The sequence below is a fragment of the Marinobacter suaedae genome (genome assembly GCF_030519635.1).
GTDB classification, from domain to species: domain Bacteria; phylum Pseudomonadota; class Gammaproteobacteria; order Pseudomonadales; family Oleiphilaceae; genus Marinobacter; species Marinobacter suaedae.
This window is the reverse complement of the sequence record NZ_JAUMIS010000002.1, coordinates 730,673-745,581: the sequence shown is the minus strand read 5'-3', so window position 1 is coordinate 745,581 and position 14,909 is coordinate 730,673. Positions and strand designations below refer to the sequence as shown.

Genomic DNA, 14,909 nt, shown 5'->3' with positions numbered 1-14,909 from the left:
GCCCCCGGGTTCAGATGTTGTTTGCCTGTTCGATGGCGTTGCCGATGTAGTTGCCCGGCGTGAGCGCCATCAGGTCTTTCTTGGCAGCCTCGGGAATATCCAGAGTGTCTACGAACTCCCGAATCAGTTCCGGAGTCATGGCCTTGCCTCGAGTTAGTGCTTTCAGCTTTTCGTATGGCTTCTCGATATTGTAGCGGCGCATGACGGTCTGGATAGGTTCTGCAAGAACCTCCCAGGCCTGGTCCAGGTCTTCGTCAAGACGGGGGGGATTGATTTCCAGTTTGCCAAGGCCTTTCAGTGTGGCCTCGTAGGCAATCAGGCTGTGGGCAAAGCCCACCCCGAGGTTGCGCAGTACCGTGGAATCGGTGAGGTCACGCTGCCAGCGTGAGATGGGAAGCTTGGCAGACAGATGACCGAACAATGCGTTGGCGATACCCAGGTTGCCTTCGGAGTTCTCGAAGTCGATGGGGTTCACTTTGTGGGGCATGGTGGAGGAGCCCACTTCGCCTTCGACGGTCTTCTGCTTGAAGTAGCCAAGGGAAATGTAGCCCCAGATATCCCGATCGAGGTCGATCAGGATGGTATTGAAGCGAGCGATGGCATCGTAAAGTTCGGCGATGTAGTCGTGCGGCTCGATCTGGGTGGTGTAGGCGTTCCAGTTCAGGCCCAGGCTTTCGACGAATTCGCGGGCATTGGTGGCCCAGTCAATCTGCGGGTAGGCGGAGAGGTGAGCGTTGTAATTACCAACCGCACCGTTGATCTTGCCCAGCAGCTCAACACCGCGAATCTGTTTGATCTGCCGCTGGAGACGGAATACCACGTTGGCCAGTTCCTTGCCCACTGTGGAAGGGGAGGCGGTCTGGCCGTGGGTCCGGGACAGCATCGGCTGCTGCGCATGTTCTTTCGCGAGCTCGGCCAGTTTTTCGACCACACGGTCCATCGTTGGCAGAAGGCCTTCATCAAGGCCTTCGCGCAGCATCAGCGCGTGGGATAGGTTGTTGATGTCTTCCGAGGTGCAGGCGAAGTGCACGAACTCGGTGATGGCCTGCAGCTCCGGTACGCCGGCAATTTTTTCCTTGATGAAGTACTCCACCGCTTTCACATCGTGATTGGTGGTGCGCTCGATTTCCTTGATGCGCTCGGCGTCTGCGAGGCTGAAGTCGCTGACCATGCTGTCGAGGAACTCATTGGCCGCATCGGAAAGCGCCGGCACTTCGTCGATCTGGGGATGTGCTGCCAGTTTCTGCAGCCAGCGGATTTCGACGGTAACCCGATTCCTGATCAGGCCGTATTCACTGAAAATGCCTCGGAAAACGCTGACTTTGCTGCCATAACGTCCATCGACCGGGGAGATAGCGGTCAGTGCGGTGAGTTCCATCGAAAACCTCTCAAATCGTCAAAGAAACGGGCCAAAAACAGGGGCGCATATCATACACCACCTGCGCTTCTGAATCAGTTTTATGAGGGTCAGGCAGACTCGCTGGCTCTCTTGGCGAGAGAACGGGCTTCCCGGACAACTTTGCCCCGGGAGAAAATAAGCTGCCAGCGGCGACCGCCAGTTTGTCGCCACAGCACGGCAGAGCGAATGCCGGCAAGCAGCAGAGCGCGAACCTTGTTGGCCATTTCGTCGCGCTGCAGGATCGAGGGGTTACCCGACACCTGGATTCGCAGTTTGAATGTGCTGATGGTGTCCGAATAGATGGAAGCCAGGTTACTGATCAGGTTGCTGTGGGTGTAGCCGAAGTGACTTGCGGTGTGGCGAGCCTGTTCGATCCGGCTGCCAATAACGTCCAGCATATCGCCGCGCCTGTGGAGCATGGATTCAAGCTGGATCAGGTTCAGTACATAGCGCAGGACATTGGCGTCGCCATCGTTGACGCTCCTGCTCAGTACCGAGGTGAGTACGGTAAGCCCATCCTGAATATCGCTGAGCTCACCGCCATATACGTCGAGCGCTGACGCGGGTTCGGTGGCAAACAGGGAGCGTATGCAGGTCTCGAGGTCTTCCTGCGCGCAGTCGCCTTTGGTGGCAACCTGATGTACTAGGTGGGCCGCCTGAAAAATGCCTGCCAGTGCATATATCTTGTCGCTTGAGGATTGGCTCATGAACCGGCTTCCTCTGTCGATAGCTGCTGGGAATGCTGCGGCTCGGCCTCGTCATCACGCCAGGTCTGCTCAATCACACCGCCCCCAAGGCAAATGTCACCGTCATAAAACACCACGGACTGGCCTGGTGTAACGGCTCTTTGGGCGTCATCAAAGACCACTTTGACGCCTTTGGGGTGGACTCGGACGACGCAGTCCTGATCCGGCTGGCGATAACGTGTTTTGGCCTTGCAGCGGAATTCCAGGGCAGGAGCTTCGCCTGCAACCCAGTCGATCGGCCCCGACAGAAGCCCGCGGGAAAACAGCAGTGGATGATGCTTGCCCTGGACAGCAATCAGTACATTTCGACTCAGATCCTTTTCCGCCACGTACCACGGATCATCGCTGAAATCGCTCAGGCCGCCGATTCCAAGGCCCTGCCGCTGGCCGATTGTGTGATACATCAGCCCCTGATGCTTGCCGATCACTTGCCCGTCCGGGGTTTCTATATCACCTGGCTGGGCGGGCAGGTACTGACTCAGGAAGTCCTTGAACTTTCGCTCGCCGATGAAACAAATCCCAGTGGAGTCTTTCTTGTCATAGGTGACAAATCCCTGCTCTTCAGCGATCTGGCGTACTTCAGGCTTTTCCAGTTCACCGACAGGGAACAGGGTGCGGGCAATGCGCTCGCCGGATACCGCGTGCAGGAAATAGCTCTGGTCCTTGTTGCTATCGAGCCCTTTCAGCAGCTTGGCAGGCTCGGAATCTACACTGCCCGGCCGTTGGCGGGCATAATGGCCGGTGGCGATGAAGTCTGCGCCAAGGGTAATGGCATAATCGAGAAAGGCCCGGAACTTGACTTCCTTGTTGCACAAGATGTCCGGGTTAGGCGTACGGCCGGCCTTGTATTCCGACAAGAAATGTTCGAACACGCGGTCCCAGTATTCGTCAGCAAAACTGGCCGTGTGTAGCTTGATGCCAATGGCGTCGGCGACGGCCTGGGCATCGGCGAGGTCGGTCATGGCCGTGCAATATTCGGTGCCGTCATCCTCGTCCCAGTTTTTCATGAACAGGCCTTCGACCCGGTAGCCTTGTTCTTTTAGCAGCCAGGCGGCAACGGAAGAATCAACGCCGCCAGACATTCCGACGATGACTCGGGTATTTTCGGGAGTTGATGAGAGAGCTGCGTTTTCCATGAATACTTCAGTTCGCCGTAAAAACCTCAAATTCTAACACTTCGCGCCGATTACGTCTGTTCGTCAACCACCACATCCAGCGGGAAACGGCGGCCCTTTCGGTAATCTTCTATGCATTGGAGCACCATGGGGCTTCGCAGACGGCTACCAAGATTGCGGACAGATTCAAGGTCGAGCCAGTGTGCCGCTATGATGCCTGTGTCCAATGAGTCGGTTTGATGACTTATTGCCCGGGCAGCGTAGCAGAACCTGTAATAGGTTGCTCCGTTGGACGGCGCCTTGTAGGTGTAGACGCCCAGAAAATGCTCCGGTTCGATCAGCCAGCCAGTTTCCTCAAGGGTTTCTCGACGGACCGCCTCCAGAATGGCTTCGTCTTCTTCAATATGGCCGGCGGGTTGGTTGAATACCACCTTGCCATTGCTCATTTCTTCCACAAGTAGAAAACGTCCCTGATCGTCTTCAACAATGACGGCTACTGTGGCATGAGGTTTCCATGTCATCGTTTGGGTGACCTCCTGGCGAACTTTGGTTTGGGACTGTGGGACGACTGGCGTCGTTGTGTTGACGTCGTGGGCAGATTTACCTGAATGATTCTGTGCTCCCCCGGTGTCAGCCCATCCAGCGTCCAGTCGCCAATCCGGTATCGAATAAGGCGCAGGGTAGGGAGCCCCACTGCCGCGGTCATTCGTCGGACCTGACGATTGCGGCCTTCGGTAATGGTTATCTCCAGCCAGTTTGTAGGTATCGAGGGGCGATGCCGAACCGGAGGTACGCGCTCCCAGGTATCTGGCTCCGGCATCGGTTTAACCTTGGCAGGTGTCGTCATGCCGTCCTTGAGTTTGACGCCATTTTCCAGTTGGCGCAGGGCTTTGTCGGTAATGTCGCCTTCGACCTGCACCCAGTAGGTTTTGGGCATTTTTTGGTTCGGGGAGGAAATACGGTGCTGAAGGCGGCCGTTGTCCGTTAATAGCAGTAACCCCTCAGAGTCGTAATCCAGGCGACCAGCAGGGTAGATCTGCGGAATGTCAATCCAGTCAGCCAGCGTGGCTCGTCTAACGTTGTCAGGATCGCCTTTTGGCGGGGTGAACTGGCTCAGCACATGGAAAGGTTTGTTGAATAAAATGAGTTTTGCCATTCCGGTTGGTCATCTCGGGCGAATGAGTTCGGGGCCGCAAGGTTACTCAAAGGAAAGGGCATGTAAAACCTGCTTTGGCCCCGCGCTTGGATTCTATTTGGGGCGAAATCAGTACTTGGCAAAGTTCCAGGCAAAAATAAAACACAGGCCCACCCGTTAAGGTGGGCGCGAGCATTCCCGAGGACTTGGCAAGATCAGCCGTTGGCGGCCTGTGACGGATAGCCTTCGCCGTCCGTTTCCTGCGATGCCGACTCGTCGCTCTTGTCCTGAGGCTGCTTCTGTGCGCCTTCGTCCGGGACAATGTTGATCGCGTGGACACCTTTGTCACTGGGTTTTTTGTCAAAAGTAACGGACTGGCCTGCCTTCAGTGTCTTGTATCCTTCCATTTGCACTGAAGAGAAATGGGCAAACAGGTCGTCACTGCAGCCATCTTCAATAATGAAACCGTAACCTTTGGCGTTGTTGAACCATTTGACCTTGCCTCTAGGCATGATGAACTCCCCTGTTCATGTGCTGTCTTATTATTGCTGTTTTCAGGCTCCCCAAGAGCCAGTCGACGTGGATTCTATAACAATACTGAAACCGAAGTTTACAATATTTAACATTACAGCCTAACTTTCGACCAAACTCTGCGAGGAGTCAATATTTCTGTGCGGGGAATGTGTGGTTCTCAACGGTCCGGAACCGGTATGATGCTCGTATTGTTAAATCTCACGCGCCCGGTTACCGAGTGACTTGAAATCCGGGCTTCTGCCAACCACCTTCTCGTTAAAGGGTTTTGAAAAAGACCGGTATTAAATGATGCGGACTATCGAAGATTCTCTACTAGTATTGAATCAAAGGGAGGATGATCAGCCAGGGCGTCAGGATGACCTGACGGTTGCGCCCGAGAAGCCCGCCTTGAAGAGACCAGCGCGTTATCGCGTGGTACTTCTTAACGACGATTACACACCCATGGACTTTGTTGTGGACGTGCTCATGAAGTTCTTCGGAATGAATGAGGAAAAAGCGACACAGGTGATGTTACTCGTGCATACTCAGGGTAAAGCCGTGTGTGGTGTTTACACCCGCGACATCGCTGAAACCAAGGCGGCCCAGGTGAACCAGTATTCCTCGGAATGCGAGCATCCGCTCCTTTGCGAGATTGAACGTGCGGATTGACAGACGTTGGGGTGGCCCATGCTGAGCAAAGATCTTGAAATAACGCTTAACACCGCTTTCAAAAATGCGAGGGACAAGCGCCACGAATTTATGACCGTGGAGCATCTGTTGCTGGCACTTCTGGACAACGAATCCGCGGTGGGCGTATTGAAGGCCTGCGGGGCCGACCTGCAGCGGCTGCAGGATGAACTGGTTGAGTTTGTCGATTCGACCACTCCGCTTATTCCAAGCACCGACAGTGAGCGGGAAACCCAACCAACCCTTGGCTTTCAGCGGGTTCTCCAGCGAGCTGTCTTCCATGTTCAGTCTTCAGGCAAGAAAGAGGTGACTGGCGCGAATGTGCTTGTCGCAATCTTCAGCGAGCAGGAGAGTCAGGCCGTTTACGTTCTGAAGAAGCAGAATATTGCCCGTATTGACGTTGTTAACTTTGTTTCCCATGGCATCTCCCGGGTCCAGGGTGCCGAAGAGCAGGACGGACATGATCAGGTTGCACCGGATGAAACCGGAGAGGAAGGCGGTCACTCCAAACCCCTTGAAAGCTACGCAACCAACCTGAATGAGCAGGCACGGCAAGGCCGGATTGATCCGCTGATTGGCCGGGAACACGAAGTAGAGCGGGTGGTGCAGATTCTGGTTCGCCGCCGTAAGAACAATCCCTTGTTGGTGGGCGAAGCCGGCGTAGGTAAAACCGCCATCGCCGAAGGTCTGGCCAAGCGCATTGTTGATGGCCATGTGCCAGATATTATTTCCGATGCCGTGGTTTACTCTCTGGATCTAGGTGCGTTGTTGGCGGGTACCAAGTATCGCGGCGATTTTGAGAAACGTCTGAAGGGGTTGCTGGCTGAGCTGAAGAAAGAGAAGCACGCAATTTTGTTTATTGACGAGATTCATACCATCATTGGTGCCGGTTCGGCTTCCGGTGGTGTCATGGATGCGTCGAATCTTCTCAAGCCCATGCTGGGTTCCGGAGAAATCCGGTGTATCGGTTCCACTACCTTTCAGGAATTCCGTGGCATTTTCGAGAAAGACAGCGCTCTGGCACGTCGTTTCCAGAAAATCGATGTGAACGAGCCGAGCGTTGAGGACACCTACAAGATCCTCAAGGGCCTCAAACCGAACTTCGAGAAACACCACGAACTCAGCTATACCGACGAAGCTCTCCGGGTCGCAGCCGAGTTGGCTGATCGATACATCACCGACCGCCATTTGCCGGATAAGGCTATTGATGTCATTGATGAGGCAGGCGCGCGGCAACGCCTGCAGCCGGAGAAAAAACGCAAGAAGGTGGTGGATATTGGCGATATCGAGGATGTCGTCGCCAATATTGCGCGGATTCCTCCGAAGAATGTGTCTACCAGCGACAAGGATCTGCTCAGAAACCTGGAGCGGGATCTCAAGATGGTGGTCTTTGGTCAGGATCCGGCCATCGAGTCCCTGTCCACGGCTATCAAGCTGGCTCGCGCTGGCCTGAAAGCGCCGGAGAAGCCGGAAGGTGCCTTCCTGTTTGCCGGGCCGACCGGGGTTGGTAAAACCGAGGTCACCAAGCAGCTTGCGAAAGTACTGGGCATCGAACTGGTTCGTTTCGATATGTCCGAATACATGGAGCGGCATACAGTATCCCGCCTGATCGGGGCACCTCCAGGTTACGTGGGGTACGATCAGGGTGGCTTGCTGACCGAAGCGGTGAACAAGCACCCGCACTGCGTGTTGTTGCTCGATGAAATCGAGAAGGCGCATCCGGAAGTCTTCAACTTGCTGCTGCAAGTCATGGATCACGGCACCCTGACCGACAATAACGGTCGGAAAGCCGACTTCCGTCATGTGATTCTTGTGATGACCACCAACGCAGGAGCTGAGAGCATGGCTCGCCGGTCCATTGGCTTCAGTGAGCAGGACCACAGCACAGACGGTATGGAGATCATCAGCAAGACCTTCACACCGGAGTTCCGAAACCGGTTGGACGGCATTATCCAGTTTGCGGATCTTCAGAAGGAAACCATCACCCACGTGGTGGACAAGTTCCTTACTGAGCTACAGGCTCAGCTGGATGAGAAGCATGTGGTTCTGCATGTGGACGATGCCGCCAAGCAGTGGCTCGCGGAGAAGGGTTATGATGTGACGATGGGCGCCCGCCCAATGTCCCGTCTGATTCAGGACAAGATCAAGCGTCCGCTGGCTGAGCAAATCCTGTTCGGTCGTCTGTCAGAGAAAGGGGGGGACGTGTTTATTCATCTGCGTGATGATGATCTGGTCTTCGAATATGAGGACGAACCGGCTGAGGCCGTTTAACTGAACAGTGTCCGTTGATTGGATACAAAAAACCGCTGCCATGAGCAGCGGTTTTTTTATGTTTGCAGGATAACCTTTCGAGCAAACAAAAAAGCCCCTGGTTGGGGCTGATACCAGATGTCGGTCAGCCTTAACGAGCGCGGTATACGATGCGGCCTTTGCTCAGGTCATAGGGTGTCAGTTCGACCTTAACCTTGTCGCCGGTGAGGATGCGAATGTAGTTCTTGCGCATCTTTCCGGAAATGTGAGCAGTCACCACGTGGCCGTTGCTGAGTTCAACTCGGAACATGGTATTCGGAAGGGTGTCGATAATTACGCCTTCCATTTCAATGACATCTGACTTCGCCATTAAGTAGAAACCTCTCTTGGATGTGCTTCCAGTGATTTTAAATTGCGCAATTCTGCCTGAATTGCCGCCATTTGGCAAAAATCAGTTTGGGCTCATTGTCTGCCAGTGGCCATTTTGAAGCTTTTCTATCGGTTGGAAGCGGGTCTTGTAGTTCATCTTTCGGCACTCTTTGATCCAGTAGCCCAGGTACAAGTGAGAAAGCCCGCGCCGTGCGGCTTCCTCGATCTGCCACAGAATGGCATAGGTACCCAGGCTGCGGTGTTCCAGTTCGGGTTTGAACACTGTGTAAATGGCCGATAGTCCGTCATCAAGCACATCAATGGCTGCCAGTGCGGCTAATTCTTTGTTCAGGCGAATTTCCAGAAACCATGAGTCTGTGGCACCGTCGACGAGAAATGAAGTGAACTGCTCCCGGGACGGGGGATACATATCGCCGTCGCTGTGACGTTGGCGAATGTAATCCGCGTACAGTGAGTAGTACTGCTCGTTAAACGCCGCCGGGACCAGCGCGCATTGCAGATCCCGGTTCTTTTTCAGTATGCGTTTCTGGCTACGGTCCGCAAAAAAATCCTTCACCCTCAGGCGTACCGGTACGCAGGCATTGCACTGATCGCAATGAGGGCGGTAGTAGTGAGAACCGCTGCGACGAAAACCAAGCGACGTCAGTTGGCTGTAAAGCTTTTTGTCGACCCGGGCGCGGGGGTCGACAAACATGGTGGTTGCTTCGCGGTCTGGCAAGTAGCTGCAGTCGTGGGGGGGCGTGGCAAAGAATACCAGCGTTCTCAGATTGCTCATTCACACCTCCGGCCCGGGCCACTGCCAGCGTAGCTCCCAGTCCGCCTGGCTGGGATGTTGGTCTACACAATCCCGGAGTATAGATAAAAATTCGCTGCGCGGAATGCTACGAGCCCCCATGGTGAGCAGGTGGCGGCTTTCAACCTGGCAGTCCATCAGCCGGTAATTCCAGGCTTTCAGTTGATTGGCCAGGTGAACCATCAGAACCTTGGAGGCATTTGTTTCCAAAGAGAACATGGATTCCCCGAAAAAGCACTGACCAATAGCAAGCCCGTACATGCCTCCGGCCAGTTCTCCGTTAGGATTCCAGGCTTCGATCGAGTGGGCAAAGCCCTGGCGGTGTAGTTCGGAATAACTCGCAACCATGTCTTCGGTAATCCAGGTACCTTCTGCCCGGGTTGTTGCGCAAAGGCGAATGATTCTGCCGAACGCTTTGTTGCTGGTTATTCGGAAATAGCCTCGATTCAGGGTTCTGCGAAGACTTCGGGAAATATGAATGTCCCCGGGAATCAGGACGCAGCGGGGGTCGGGAGACCACCATAAAATGGGTTGGTCGTCGCTGTACCAGGGGAAAATGCCGTTTTTATAGGCAAGCAGAATTCGTTCGGTAGATAGGTCGCCGCCGAGGGCCAGAAGCCCGTCGGGATCGCCCAACGCTTCCTCTGCGGGGGGGAACCAGAGCTGGTCAGGATCAAGCCAGGGTAGAGATGTCATCCTGTTTCATTGCTTGAGTGATTTGTTGTGATCGTAATACGTCTTCCTCTGCAAAGGAAAGCAGCAGGCTACCTGTTCATGAGGTTCGAGCTATAAGGCAGCCTGCTGAATTCGTGCAACGGACGGATAGTTGGCCGGTTCGAGCTTAGTTTACTCCTGTTCGTCCAGGAATTTCTCTGCATCCAATGCTGCCATACAACCGAAGCCGGCGGAGGTCACGGCCTGGCGATACACCTGGTCGGCAACATCGCCCGCAGCAAAAACGCCAGGGACGCTTGCCTGGGTCGCCATGCCCTGAAGGCCTGACTGAATCTGAATGTAACCATTCTTCATCTCAAGCTGCCCCTCAAACAGACCAGTGTTCGGCTTGTGGCCAATGGCGATGAACACGCCCGCCAGATCCAGGTCTTGAGTGGTGCCATCTTTGGTGCTTTTGATGCGCATGCCGGTCACTCCGGTGTCGTCGCCAAGCACCTCGTCCAGAGTGTGATCCCAGACGATATTCACGTTGCCGTTCTCGGCTTTTTCAAACAGCTTCTTCTGCAGGATCTTTTCCGCGCGCAGGCTATCCCGGCGGTGAACCAGAGTCACTTCCGCGGCGATGTTGGACAGGTAAAGGGCTTCCTCTACGGCTGTATTCCCACCGCCAATGACCGCGACTTTCTTCTTGCGATAGAAGAAGCCGTCACAGGTTGCGCAGGCTGAAACGCCCTGACCCTTGAATTTCTCTTCTGAGTCCAGACCGAGGTACATGGCCGATGCGCCGGTCGCGATGATCAGTGCATCGCAGGTGTATTCGCCACTGTCGCCCTTGAGGCGAAAGGGACGGCTCTGGACGTCGGCCTCGTTAATGTAATCGTAAACGATGTTGGTTTCGAACCGTTCCGCATGCTTCAGCATCCGCTGCATCAGTTCCGGTCCCTGAACGCCATCGTTATCGCCGGGCCAGTTATCAACGTCGGTGGTGGTGGTGAGCTGACCGCCGACTTCAATGCCCGTGATCAGGGTGGGGGTCAGGTTCGCCCGCGCTGCGTAGACGGCTGCGGTGTAGCCCGCGGGACCGGAGCCAAGAATAATCAGTCGGGAATGTTTGGTGTCGCTCATCGAGTTCTCTTCCTTACACATGCTTTCATGCTGGAGCCTGCCGCCGGTTCCAGCCGGGGAATAAAGGGTGGCAGGCTAACATGAAAGCCGGGTTCTGCCATTCGTTTTGGCCAATTCTTACTATTAAAGTTTGCTATTTACTCAAGCACGGATACGGAGCCCAGTAGTTGCCGAACCCGCTCCGCGCCTTTACCGGACTGGCCCTGTTCAAGGCGGTGCTCCGCTACGGCTGGAAATACGGCCTGGATGTCATCGGGCAGGACGTGATGGCGGCCGTTCATCATTGCCCAGGCCTTTCCGGCTCTGAGCAGGCCAAGGCCGGCCCGTGGAGACAACCCGTAGAGTAAGCCGGGCATGCGGCGGCTTTGTTCCAGCAGTCGCTGGATATAATCCAGCAGGGCAGGGCTTGCGGTCACCCGGCTTGCGGCTTCCTGGAGCGCTGACAATTGCTGCTCTGGCAGCGTAGATGACAGCTTTTCGGTCATCGCGCGCCGGTCGTCGCCTTCGAGCAGTTCCCGTTCGGCTTGCGGATCGGGATAGCCCAAGCGGATTTTCATCAGGAAGCGGTCAAGTTGAGATTCGGGCAGGGGGTAGGTTCCCCCTTGCTCAATGGGATTCTGAGTGGCGATGACGAAAAAGGGGTGTGGCAGTGGGCGTGTCTCGCCTTCGATGGAGACTTGCCGTTCCTCCATGGCTTCCAGGAGTGCGCTCTGGGTTCGGGGGGAGGCACGGTTGATTTCGTCGGCCAGGACTACTTGCGCAAAAATGGGGCCCGGATGAAAGACCAGACTGCCGGCCTCCTTGTCGTACATGGAGTAGCCAAGCACGTCCGCCGGCAGCAGGTCGTTGGTAAACTGGATGCGCTGGTAACTCAGGCCCATGATTCTGGCGAGCGCGTGGGACAGTGTCGTCTTGCCCATGCCCGGGATATCTTCGATCAGCAGGTGACCTTTTGCCAGAAGGCAGCAGAGGGAGAGTCTCACCTGCTGTTCCTTGCCGAGAAGGATCTGGTTCAGTTCGCTGACAACGGAATCGACCAGTTTCTTCATGCTTGGGTTAATCCCTCACTCGTTTCAATAGATCTTGGTAGGCGTCGATCCGCCGGTCCCTCAGGTACGGCCATATCCGGCGTACCGATTCGGTTCGGGAGCGGTCGAGGCTGGCCTTAATCACGCCTTCGTTGGAGTCGTCGGCTCGAGCCAGGAACTCGCCCTGGGGGCCGCAGATAAAACTGTTGCCCCAGAATCGGATGCCTTGACTGTGTCCGGACGGGTCGGACTCGAGACCGACGCGATTGGGGGCGACAACCGGCAGGTTGTTGGCCACCGCATGTCCACGCTGGACGGTGATCCAGGCGTCAAGCTGACGGGCCTGTTCCTCCGGGGAATCGTTCGTGTCCCAGCCAATAGCCGTGGGGTAGATCAGGATCTCCGCACCAGCCAGTGCCATCAGCCTGGCTGCCTCCGGATACCACTGATCCCAGCACACGAGTACACCAAGCTTGCCGACGGATGTCTGGATGGGGGTAAAGCCGCTGCGGCCATCGTTAAACTCCGCGTCGCCCGGAGTAAAGTAGAACTTTTCATAGAAGCCGGGATCGTCCGGAATGTGCATCTTCCGGTAGAGGCCAGCGATCGACCCATTTTTCTCAAACACTACGGCGGTATTGTGATAGACGCCATTCATGCGCCGCTCGAAAATGGACCCCACCAGCACGATGCCCAATTCCTTTGCCAGATTGGAAAGGCGTTCACTGGTGGGGCCGGGAATCGGTTCGGCCAGCTCGAAAATCTCGGTGTCTTCGGTCTGGCAGAAATACGAGGTGGCGTGGAGTTCCTGCAACACCACCAGCTGCGCACCATCGGCCACCGCGTGTCTGACCAGTGATTCGCTCTTGGTCAGGCTGGCGTCTTTGTCGTTGTTGCAGGTCTGCTGGATCGCGGCCAGATTCAATGTGCTGGTGCTCATGGCTGGACGACTCCGGCGGGCAGTTGCATGGTGATGCAGTGCAGGCTCCCGTGCTGGCGAATCAGGGGGAGGCAATCAATTGGGATTATTTCCCGATCCGGGAAAATGCTGGCCATAACGTTGATGGCTTCTTCGTCCTGCGATACGCCGTAGGTGGGCAGAAGCACCGCGCCGTTGATGATCAGGAAGTTGGCGTAGGTGGCGGGAAGCCTCTCGCCATCGTCATCGTAAATCGGTTCCGGCCAGGGCAGGGGGGTGAGCCTGTAGGGTTGACCGTTGCTTTGGCGGAACTCCTGGAGCTCCTCCTCCATGGCAGCAAGGGCGCTGTAGTGCTCATCGGCCACGTCTGGACAGGCGACATAGCAGATGTGATCAGAGGCGCAGAAGCGGGCCAGGGTATCGATATGACTGTCGGTGTCGTCACCGGCGAGGTACCCGTGGTTCAACCAGAGCAGTCGTTCTGCGCCGAGGGTTTCACCCAGGAGGCGTTCGATATCGGAACGATCGCTGGCCGGGTTGCGAGTTGGGGTCAACAGACATTCGCTCGTGGTCAGAAGGGTGCCTTGTCCATCGGATTCGATAGAGCCCCCTTCCAGTATGAAGTCGATAGACTCAAGAAGTGTGGATCCAAAGGCTCCGGCGTCGCTTAGCCGGCGGTTCAGTTCGTTGTCCTGTTGGCACTCGAACTTCCCGCCCCAGGCGTTAAAGCCAAAATCCAGTAAACGGGCTTCGGTGCCTGCCGTCACAGTGAGCGGACCGTGGTCGCGAGCCCAGGTATCGTTGGCTGGTGCGGTCACGCTGACGACTCGCCCCGGAAGCCCATGCTTGGTGGCGAAATCGGTCAGTGCCCCGGTTTCTGTTTGTAGCTGGCGTTCGTCTTCACAACTGATCACCAGGTGTTCGAAGCGAAGTATGGCTTTGGCAATTGCTCGAAACACTGGCTCAACATCCGGCAGGTCGTCCGCCCAGTCGGTTCCTGAGTGGGGCCAGGTGAGCATGACCGCACTCTGCGGAGCCCACTCGGCTGGAAGTGTGCGTCTGAAAGTCACTGTACAGCCACCTTATCTGTTTTATTTGCCGCCATTCTGCCCAATATTGCGCTCATAGATCACAGGTCGTTGCCCCACAGATCGTCGAGGATCTGGTGCAGTTGGCCATCAGCGGTTGGGTTTCAGTACAGAATGAAGTACGCGGTCGTGCTCGAAATAGACGATAAAGCCCTGATAATGCCACTGACTGATAGGTGGTTCGCCAACCGGGCCCTGGATGTCCTGCGGAGATCCCCACTTTGCCCGGACCGACTCTTTGGTCATTCCGGTTGATGGGGTACTGGTTCCGGAGCGGTCAGCCTGCGAGCCAACGGGGACCGCGATCTGTTCAGCCACTGCACTACCAGCGGGGGCCAGTGCAAGTATTGCTGCCATGGCTATGGAACTCAGCAGAGTCTTGTTTTTCTTCATGAATACTCTCCATTAATGCAGGGTACTGCCGACGGCCTGGCTCGGCAGATATGGAAAAGACCTAATATCTTAAAACGGCGGGCAAAAGTCACCAGCTTTACGAAGTTTAATTATTTTGTCTCTGACGAATTTGCCAGCGCAGGACCTGTCTTGCAATCCGCTGTCGGTCACCGTCTGTAATTTGGTGAAATTGAGCATGCACCGGGGTACCACCGGCGTGATCAGGCGCCGTTCCAATGACTTCGGCAATCGTCCGGGGTTGCTACCGGTCCGGGGAAAGCGTCATCTGAAGCGCCAGCCAGTCGCCGGTTTTCCCTACCGGGGTTGCGGTGGAGAAAACCAGGCCACCTTCGCTCCGGGTCACGTCCTGCCAGTCTTCCGGTTGCAACGGATTTTGCACAAAGGCCATAATGCGCCCGAGCGTATCCAGCTTACCGTTCAATGATTTGAGCAGCCCGGCCAGGAACCTGTCCCGCTCAGCGAGTGCGTTAGGGTGTGTGCGAACGTCCTGGTCAAGGCGGCGAGAACTTTCGGATTTCCAGTCCGATTTGATCATCAGTCCGGTAAAAGTCCCTGCGTTCAGGGGCGCTTTCCTCCGGTGCGGGGGAGGGCTGCTGGACGGCACCCTGACTCCGGTGTTGAGTTTTTATTGT

At 55.8% G+C, this 14,909-nt stretch carries 17 protein-coding genes; 2 read left to right on the top strand and 15 right to left on the bottom strand.

Annotated elements, in window-relative coordinates; genetic code table 11:
* Positions 1 to 10: 10 nt before the first annotated feature.
* The 6 genes from purB to QVZ43_RS12260 form a co-directional block, all read right to left on the bottom strand.
* On the bottom strand, positions 11 to 1,378 hold the full coding sequence (purB, locus tag QVZ43_RS12285) for an adenylosuccinate lyase (RefSeq protein ID WP_223793280.1): 1,368 nt from the start codon (positions 1,376 to 1,378) through the stop codon (positions 11 to 13).
* An 89-nt stretch (positions 1,379 to 1,467) separates the two neighbouring features.
* Positions 1,468 to 2,106 carry a high frequency lysogenization protein HflD gene (hflD, locus tag QVZ43_RS12280; RefSeq protein ID WP_302910164.1) on the bottom strand — a complete coding sequence of 213 codons (639 nt, stop codon included), beginning with the start codon at positions 2,104 to 2,106 and terminating at the stop codon, positions 1,468 to 1,470.
* Complete coding sequence (gene mnmA, locus QVZ43_RS12275) at positions 2,103 to 3,281, bottom strand: tRNA 2-thiouridine(34) synthase MnmA (protein ID WP_302910163.1); 1,179 nt, start codon at positions 3,279 to 3,281, stop codon at positions 2,103 to 2,105. Before mnmA ends, hflD begins: the two co-directional genes overlap by 4 nt.
* Positions 3,282 to 3,331: 50 nt before the next feature.
* The gene (locus QVZ43_RS12270) at positions 3,332 to 3,781 is read right to left on the bottom strand and encodes an NUDIX hydrolase (RefSeq protein WP_302910162.1); all 450 of its coding nucleotides are present in this window, start codon (positions 3,779 to 3,781) and stop codon (positions 3,332 to 3,334) included.
* Positions 3,778 to 4,416 carry a pseudouridine synthase gene (locus tag QVZ43_RS12265; protein WP_302910161.1) on the bottom strand — a complete coding sequence of 213 codons (639 nt, stop codon included), beginning with the start codon at positions 4,414 to 4,416 and terminating at the stop codon, positions 3,778 to 3,780. The genes QVZ43_RS12270 and QVZ43_RS12265 overlap by 4 nt, the downstream gene beginning before the upstream one ends.
* 194 nt (positions 4,417 to 4,610) lie before the next feature.
* Positions 4,611 to 4,907, bottom strand: a complete 297-nt coding sequence (locus tag QVZ43_RS12260; RefSeq protein ID WP_302910160.1) for a cold shock domain-containing protein — start codon at positions 4,905 to 4,907, stop codon at positions 4,611 to 4,613.
* Positions 4,908 to 5,217: 310 nt separating this feature from the next.
* Here QVZ43_RS12260 and clpS point away from each other — a divergent pair, with 310 nt between their 5' ends.
* Together clpS and clpA are read left to right on the top strand one after the other, a co-directional pair.
* Entirely contained in the window at positions 5,218 to 5,577 is a 360-nt protein-coding gene (clpS, locus tag QVZ43_RS12255; protein WP_223793719.1) for an ATP-dependent Clp protease adapter ClpS, read from the top strand.
* Positions 5,578 to 5,595: 18 nt separating this feature from the next.
* Positions 5,596 to 7,866 carry an ATP-dependent Clp protease ATP-binding subunit ClpA gene (clpA, locus tag QVZ43_RS12250; RefSeq protein ID WP_302910159.1) on the top strand — a complete coding sequence of 757 codons (2,271 nt, stop codon included), beginning with the start codon at positions 5,596 to 5,598 and terminating at the stop codon, positions 7,864 to 7,866.
* Between the two features lie 130 nt (positions 7,867 to 7,996).
* On the opposite strand, the gene infA is transcribed toward clpA, so the two are convergent.
* The 9 genes from infA to QVZ43_RS16445 form a co-directional block, all read right to left on the bottom strand.
* A complete protein-coding gene (gene infA / locus QVZ43_RS12245) occupies positions 7,997 to 8,215 on the bottom strand; it encodes a translation initiation factor IF-1 (protein ID WP_014421226.1) in 219 nt (72 codons plus the stop codon).
* Positions 8,216 to 8,296: 81 nt separating this feature from the next.
* Positions 8,297 to 9,010 (bottom strand): arginyltransferase, encoded by a 714-nt coding sequence (locus tag QVZ43_RS12240; protein ID WP_223793286.1) that lies wholly within the window; start codon positions 9,008 to 9,010, stop codon positions 8,297 to 8,299.
* Positions 9,011 to 9,724, bottom strand: coding sequence for a leucyl/phenylalanyl-tRNA--protein transferase (gene aat, locus QVZ43_RS12235; RefSeq protein WP_302910158.1), 714 nt, complete (start codon positions 9,722 to 9,724; stop codon positions 9,011 to 9,013).
* Between the two features lie 150 nt (positions 9,725 to 9,874).
* A complete protein-coding gene (gene trxB / locus QVZ43_RS12230) occupies positions 9,875 to 10,828 on the bottom strand; it encodes a thioredoxin-disulfide reductase (RefSeq protein WP_302910157.1) in 954 nt (317 codons plus the stop codon).
* A gap of 137 nt (positions 10,829 to 10,965) precedes the next feature.
* Positions 10,966 to 11,877 (bottom strand): AAA family ATPase, encoded by a 912-nt coding sequence (locus QVZ43_RS12225; RefSeq protein WP_302910156.1) that lies wholly within the window; start codon positions 11,875 to 11,877, stop codon positions 10,966 to 10,968.
* Between the two features lie 7 nt (positions 11,878 to 11,884).
* Positions 11,885 to 12,796 carry a carbon-nitrogen hydrolase gene (locus QVZ43_RS12220; protein ID WP_302910155.1) on the bottom strand — a complete coding sequence of 304 codons (912 nt, stop codon included), beginning with the start codon at positions 12,794 to 12,796 and terminating at the stop codon, positions 11,885 to 11,887.
* The gene (locus tag QVZ43_RS12215; protein ID WP_420890916.1) at positions 12,793 to 13,794 is read right to left on the bottom strand and encodes an agmatine deiminase family protein; all 1,002 of its coding nucleotides are present in this window, start codon (positions 13,792 to 13,794) and stop codon (positions 12,793 to 12,795) included. The genes QVZ43_RS12220 and QVZ43_RS12215 overlap by 4 nt, the downstream gene beginning before the upstream one ends.
* A 159-nt stretch (positions 13,795 to 13,953) precedes the next feature.
* Positions 13,954 to 14,256, bottom strand: coding sequence for an outer membrane protein assembly factor BamE (locus QVZ43_RS12210; protein WP_223793291.1), 303 nt, complete (start codon positions 14,254 to 14,256; stop codon positions 13,954 to 13,956).
* 262 nt (positions 14,257 to 14,518) lie between these two features.
* Entirely contained in the window at positions 14,519 to 14,812 is a 294-nt protein-coding gene (locus QVZ43_RS16445) for a hypothetical protein (RefSeq protein WP_338140895.1), read from the bottom strand.
* Positions 14,813 to 14,909 lie beyond the last annotated feature (97 nt).

Bases quoted from the DNA above. Each gene is read 5' to 3' on its own strand.
- purB (WP_223793280.1), bottom strand. From the start codon at position 1,378: ATGGAACTCACCGCACTGACCGCTATCTCCCCGGTCGATGGACGTTAT.
- hflD (WP_302910164.1), bottom strand. From the start codon at position 2,106: ATGAGCCAATCCTCAAGCGACAAGATATATGCACTGGCAGGCATTTTT.
- mnmA (WP_302910163.1), bottom strand. From the start codon at position 3,281: ATGGAAAACGCAGCTCTCTCATCAACTCCCGAAAATACCCGAGTCATC.
- QVZ43_RS12270 (WP_302910162.1), bottom strand. From the start codon at position 3,781: ATGACATGGAAACCTCATGCCACAGTAGCCGTCATTGTTGAAGACGAT.
- QVZ43_RS12265 (WP_302910161.1), bottom strand. From the start codon at position 4,416: ATGGCAAAACTCATTTTATTCAACAAACCTTTCCATGTGCTGAGCCAG.
- QVZ43_RS12260 (WP_302910160.1), bottom strand. From the start codon at position 4,907: ATGCCTAGAGGCAAGGTCAAATGGTTCAACAACGCCAAAGGTTACGGT.
- clpS (WP_223793719.1), top strand. From the start codon at position 5,218: ATGCGGACTATCGAAGATTCTCTACTAGTATTGAATCAAAGGGAGGAT.
- clpA (WP_302910159.1), top strand. From the start codon at position 5,596: ATGCTGAGCAAAGATCTTGAAATAACGCTTAACACCGCTTTCAAAAAT.
- infA (WP_014421226.1), bottom strand. From the start codon at position 8,215: ATGGCGAAGTCAGATGTCATTGAAATGGAAGGCGTAATTATCGACACC.
- QVZ43_RS12240 (WP_223793286.1), bottom strand. From the start codon at position 9,010: ATGAGCAATCTGAGAACGCTGGTATTCTTTGCCACGCCCCCCCACGAC.
- aat (WP_302910158.1), bottom strand. From the start codon at position 9,724: ATGACATCTCTACCCTGGCTTGATCCTGACCAGCTCTGGTTCCCCCCC.
- trxB (WP_302910157.1), bottom strand. From the start codon at position 10,828: ATGAGCGACACCAAACATTCCCGACTGATTATTCTTGGCTCCGGTCCC.
- QVZ43_RS12225 (WP_302910156.1), bottom strand. From the start codon at position 11,877: ATGAAGAAACTGGTCGATTCCGTTGTCAGCGAACTGAACCAGATCCTT.
- QVZ43_RS12220 (WP_302910155.1), bottom strand. From the start codon at position 12,796: ATGAGCACCAGCACATTGAATCTGGCCGCGATCCAGCAGACCTGCAAC.
- QVZ43_RS12215 (WP_420890916.1), bottom strand. From the start codon at position 13,794: ATGCTCACCTGGCCCCACTCAGGAACCGACTGGGCGGACGACCTGCCG.
- QVZ43_RS12210 (WP_223793291.1), bottom strand. From the start codon at position 14,256: ATGAAGAAAAACAAGACTCTGCTGAGTTCCATAGCCATGGCAGCAATA.
- QVZ43_RS16445 (WP_338140895.1), bottom strand. From the start codon at position 14,812: ATGATCAAATCGGACTGGAAATCCGAAAGTTCTCGCCGCCTTGACCAG.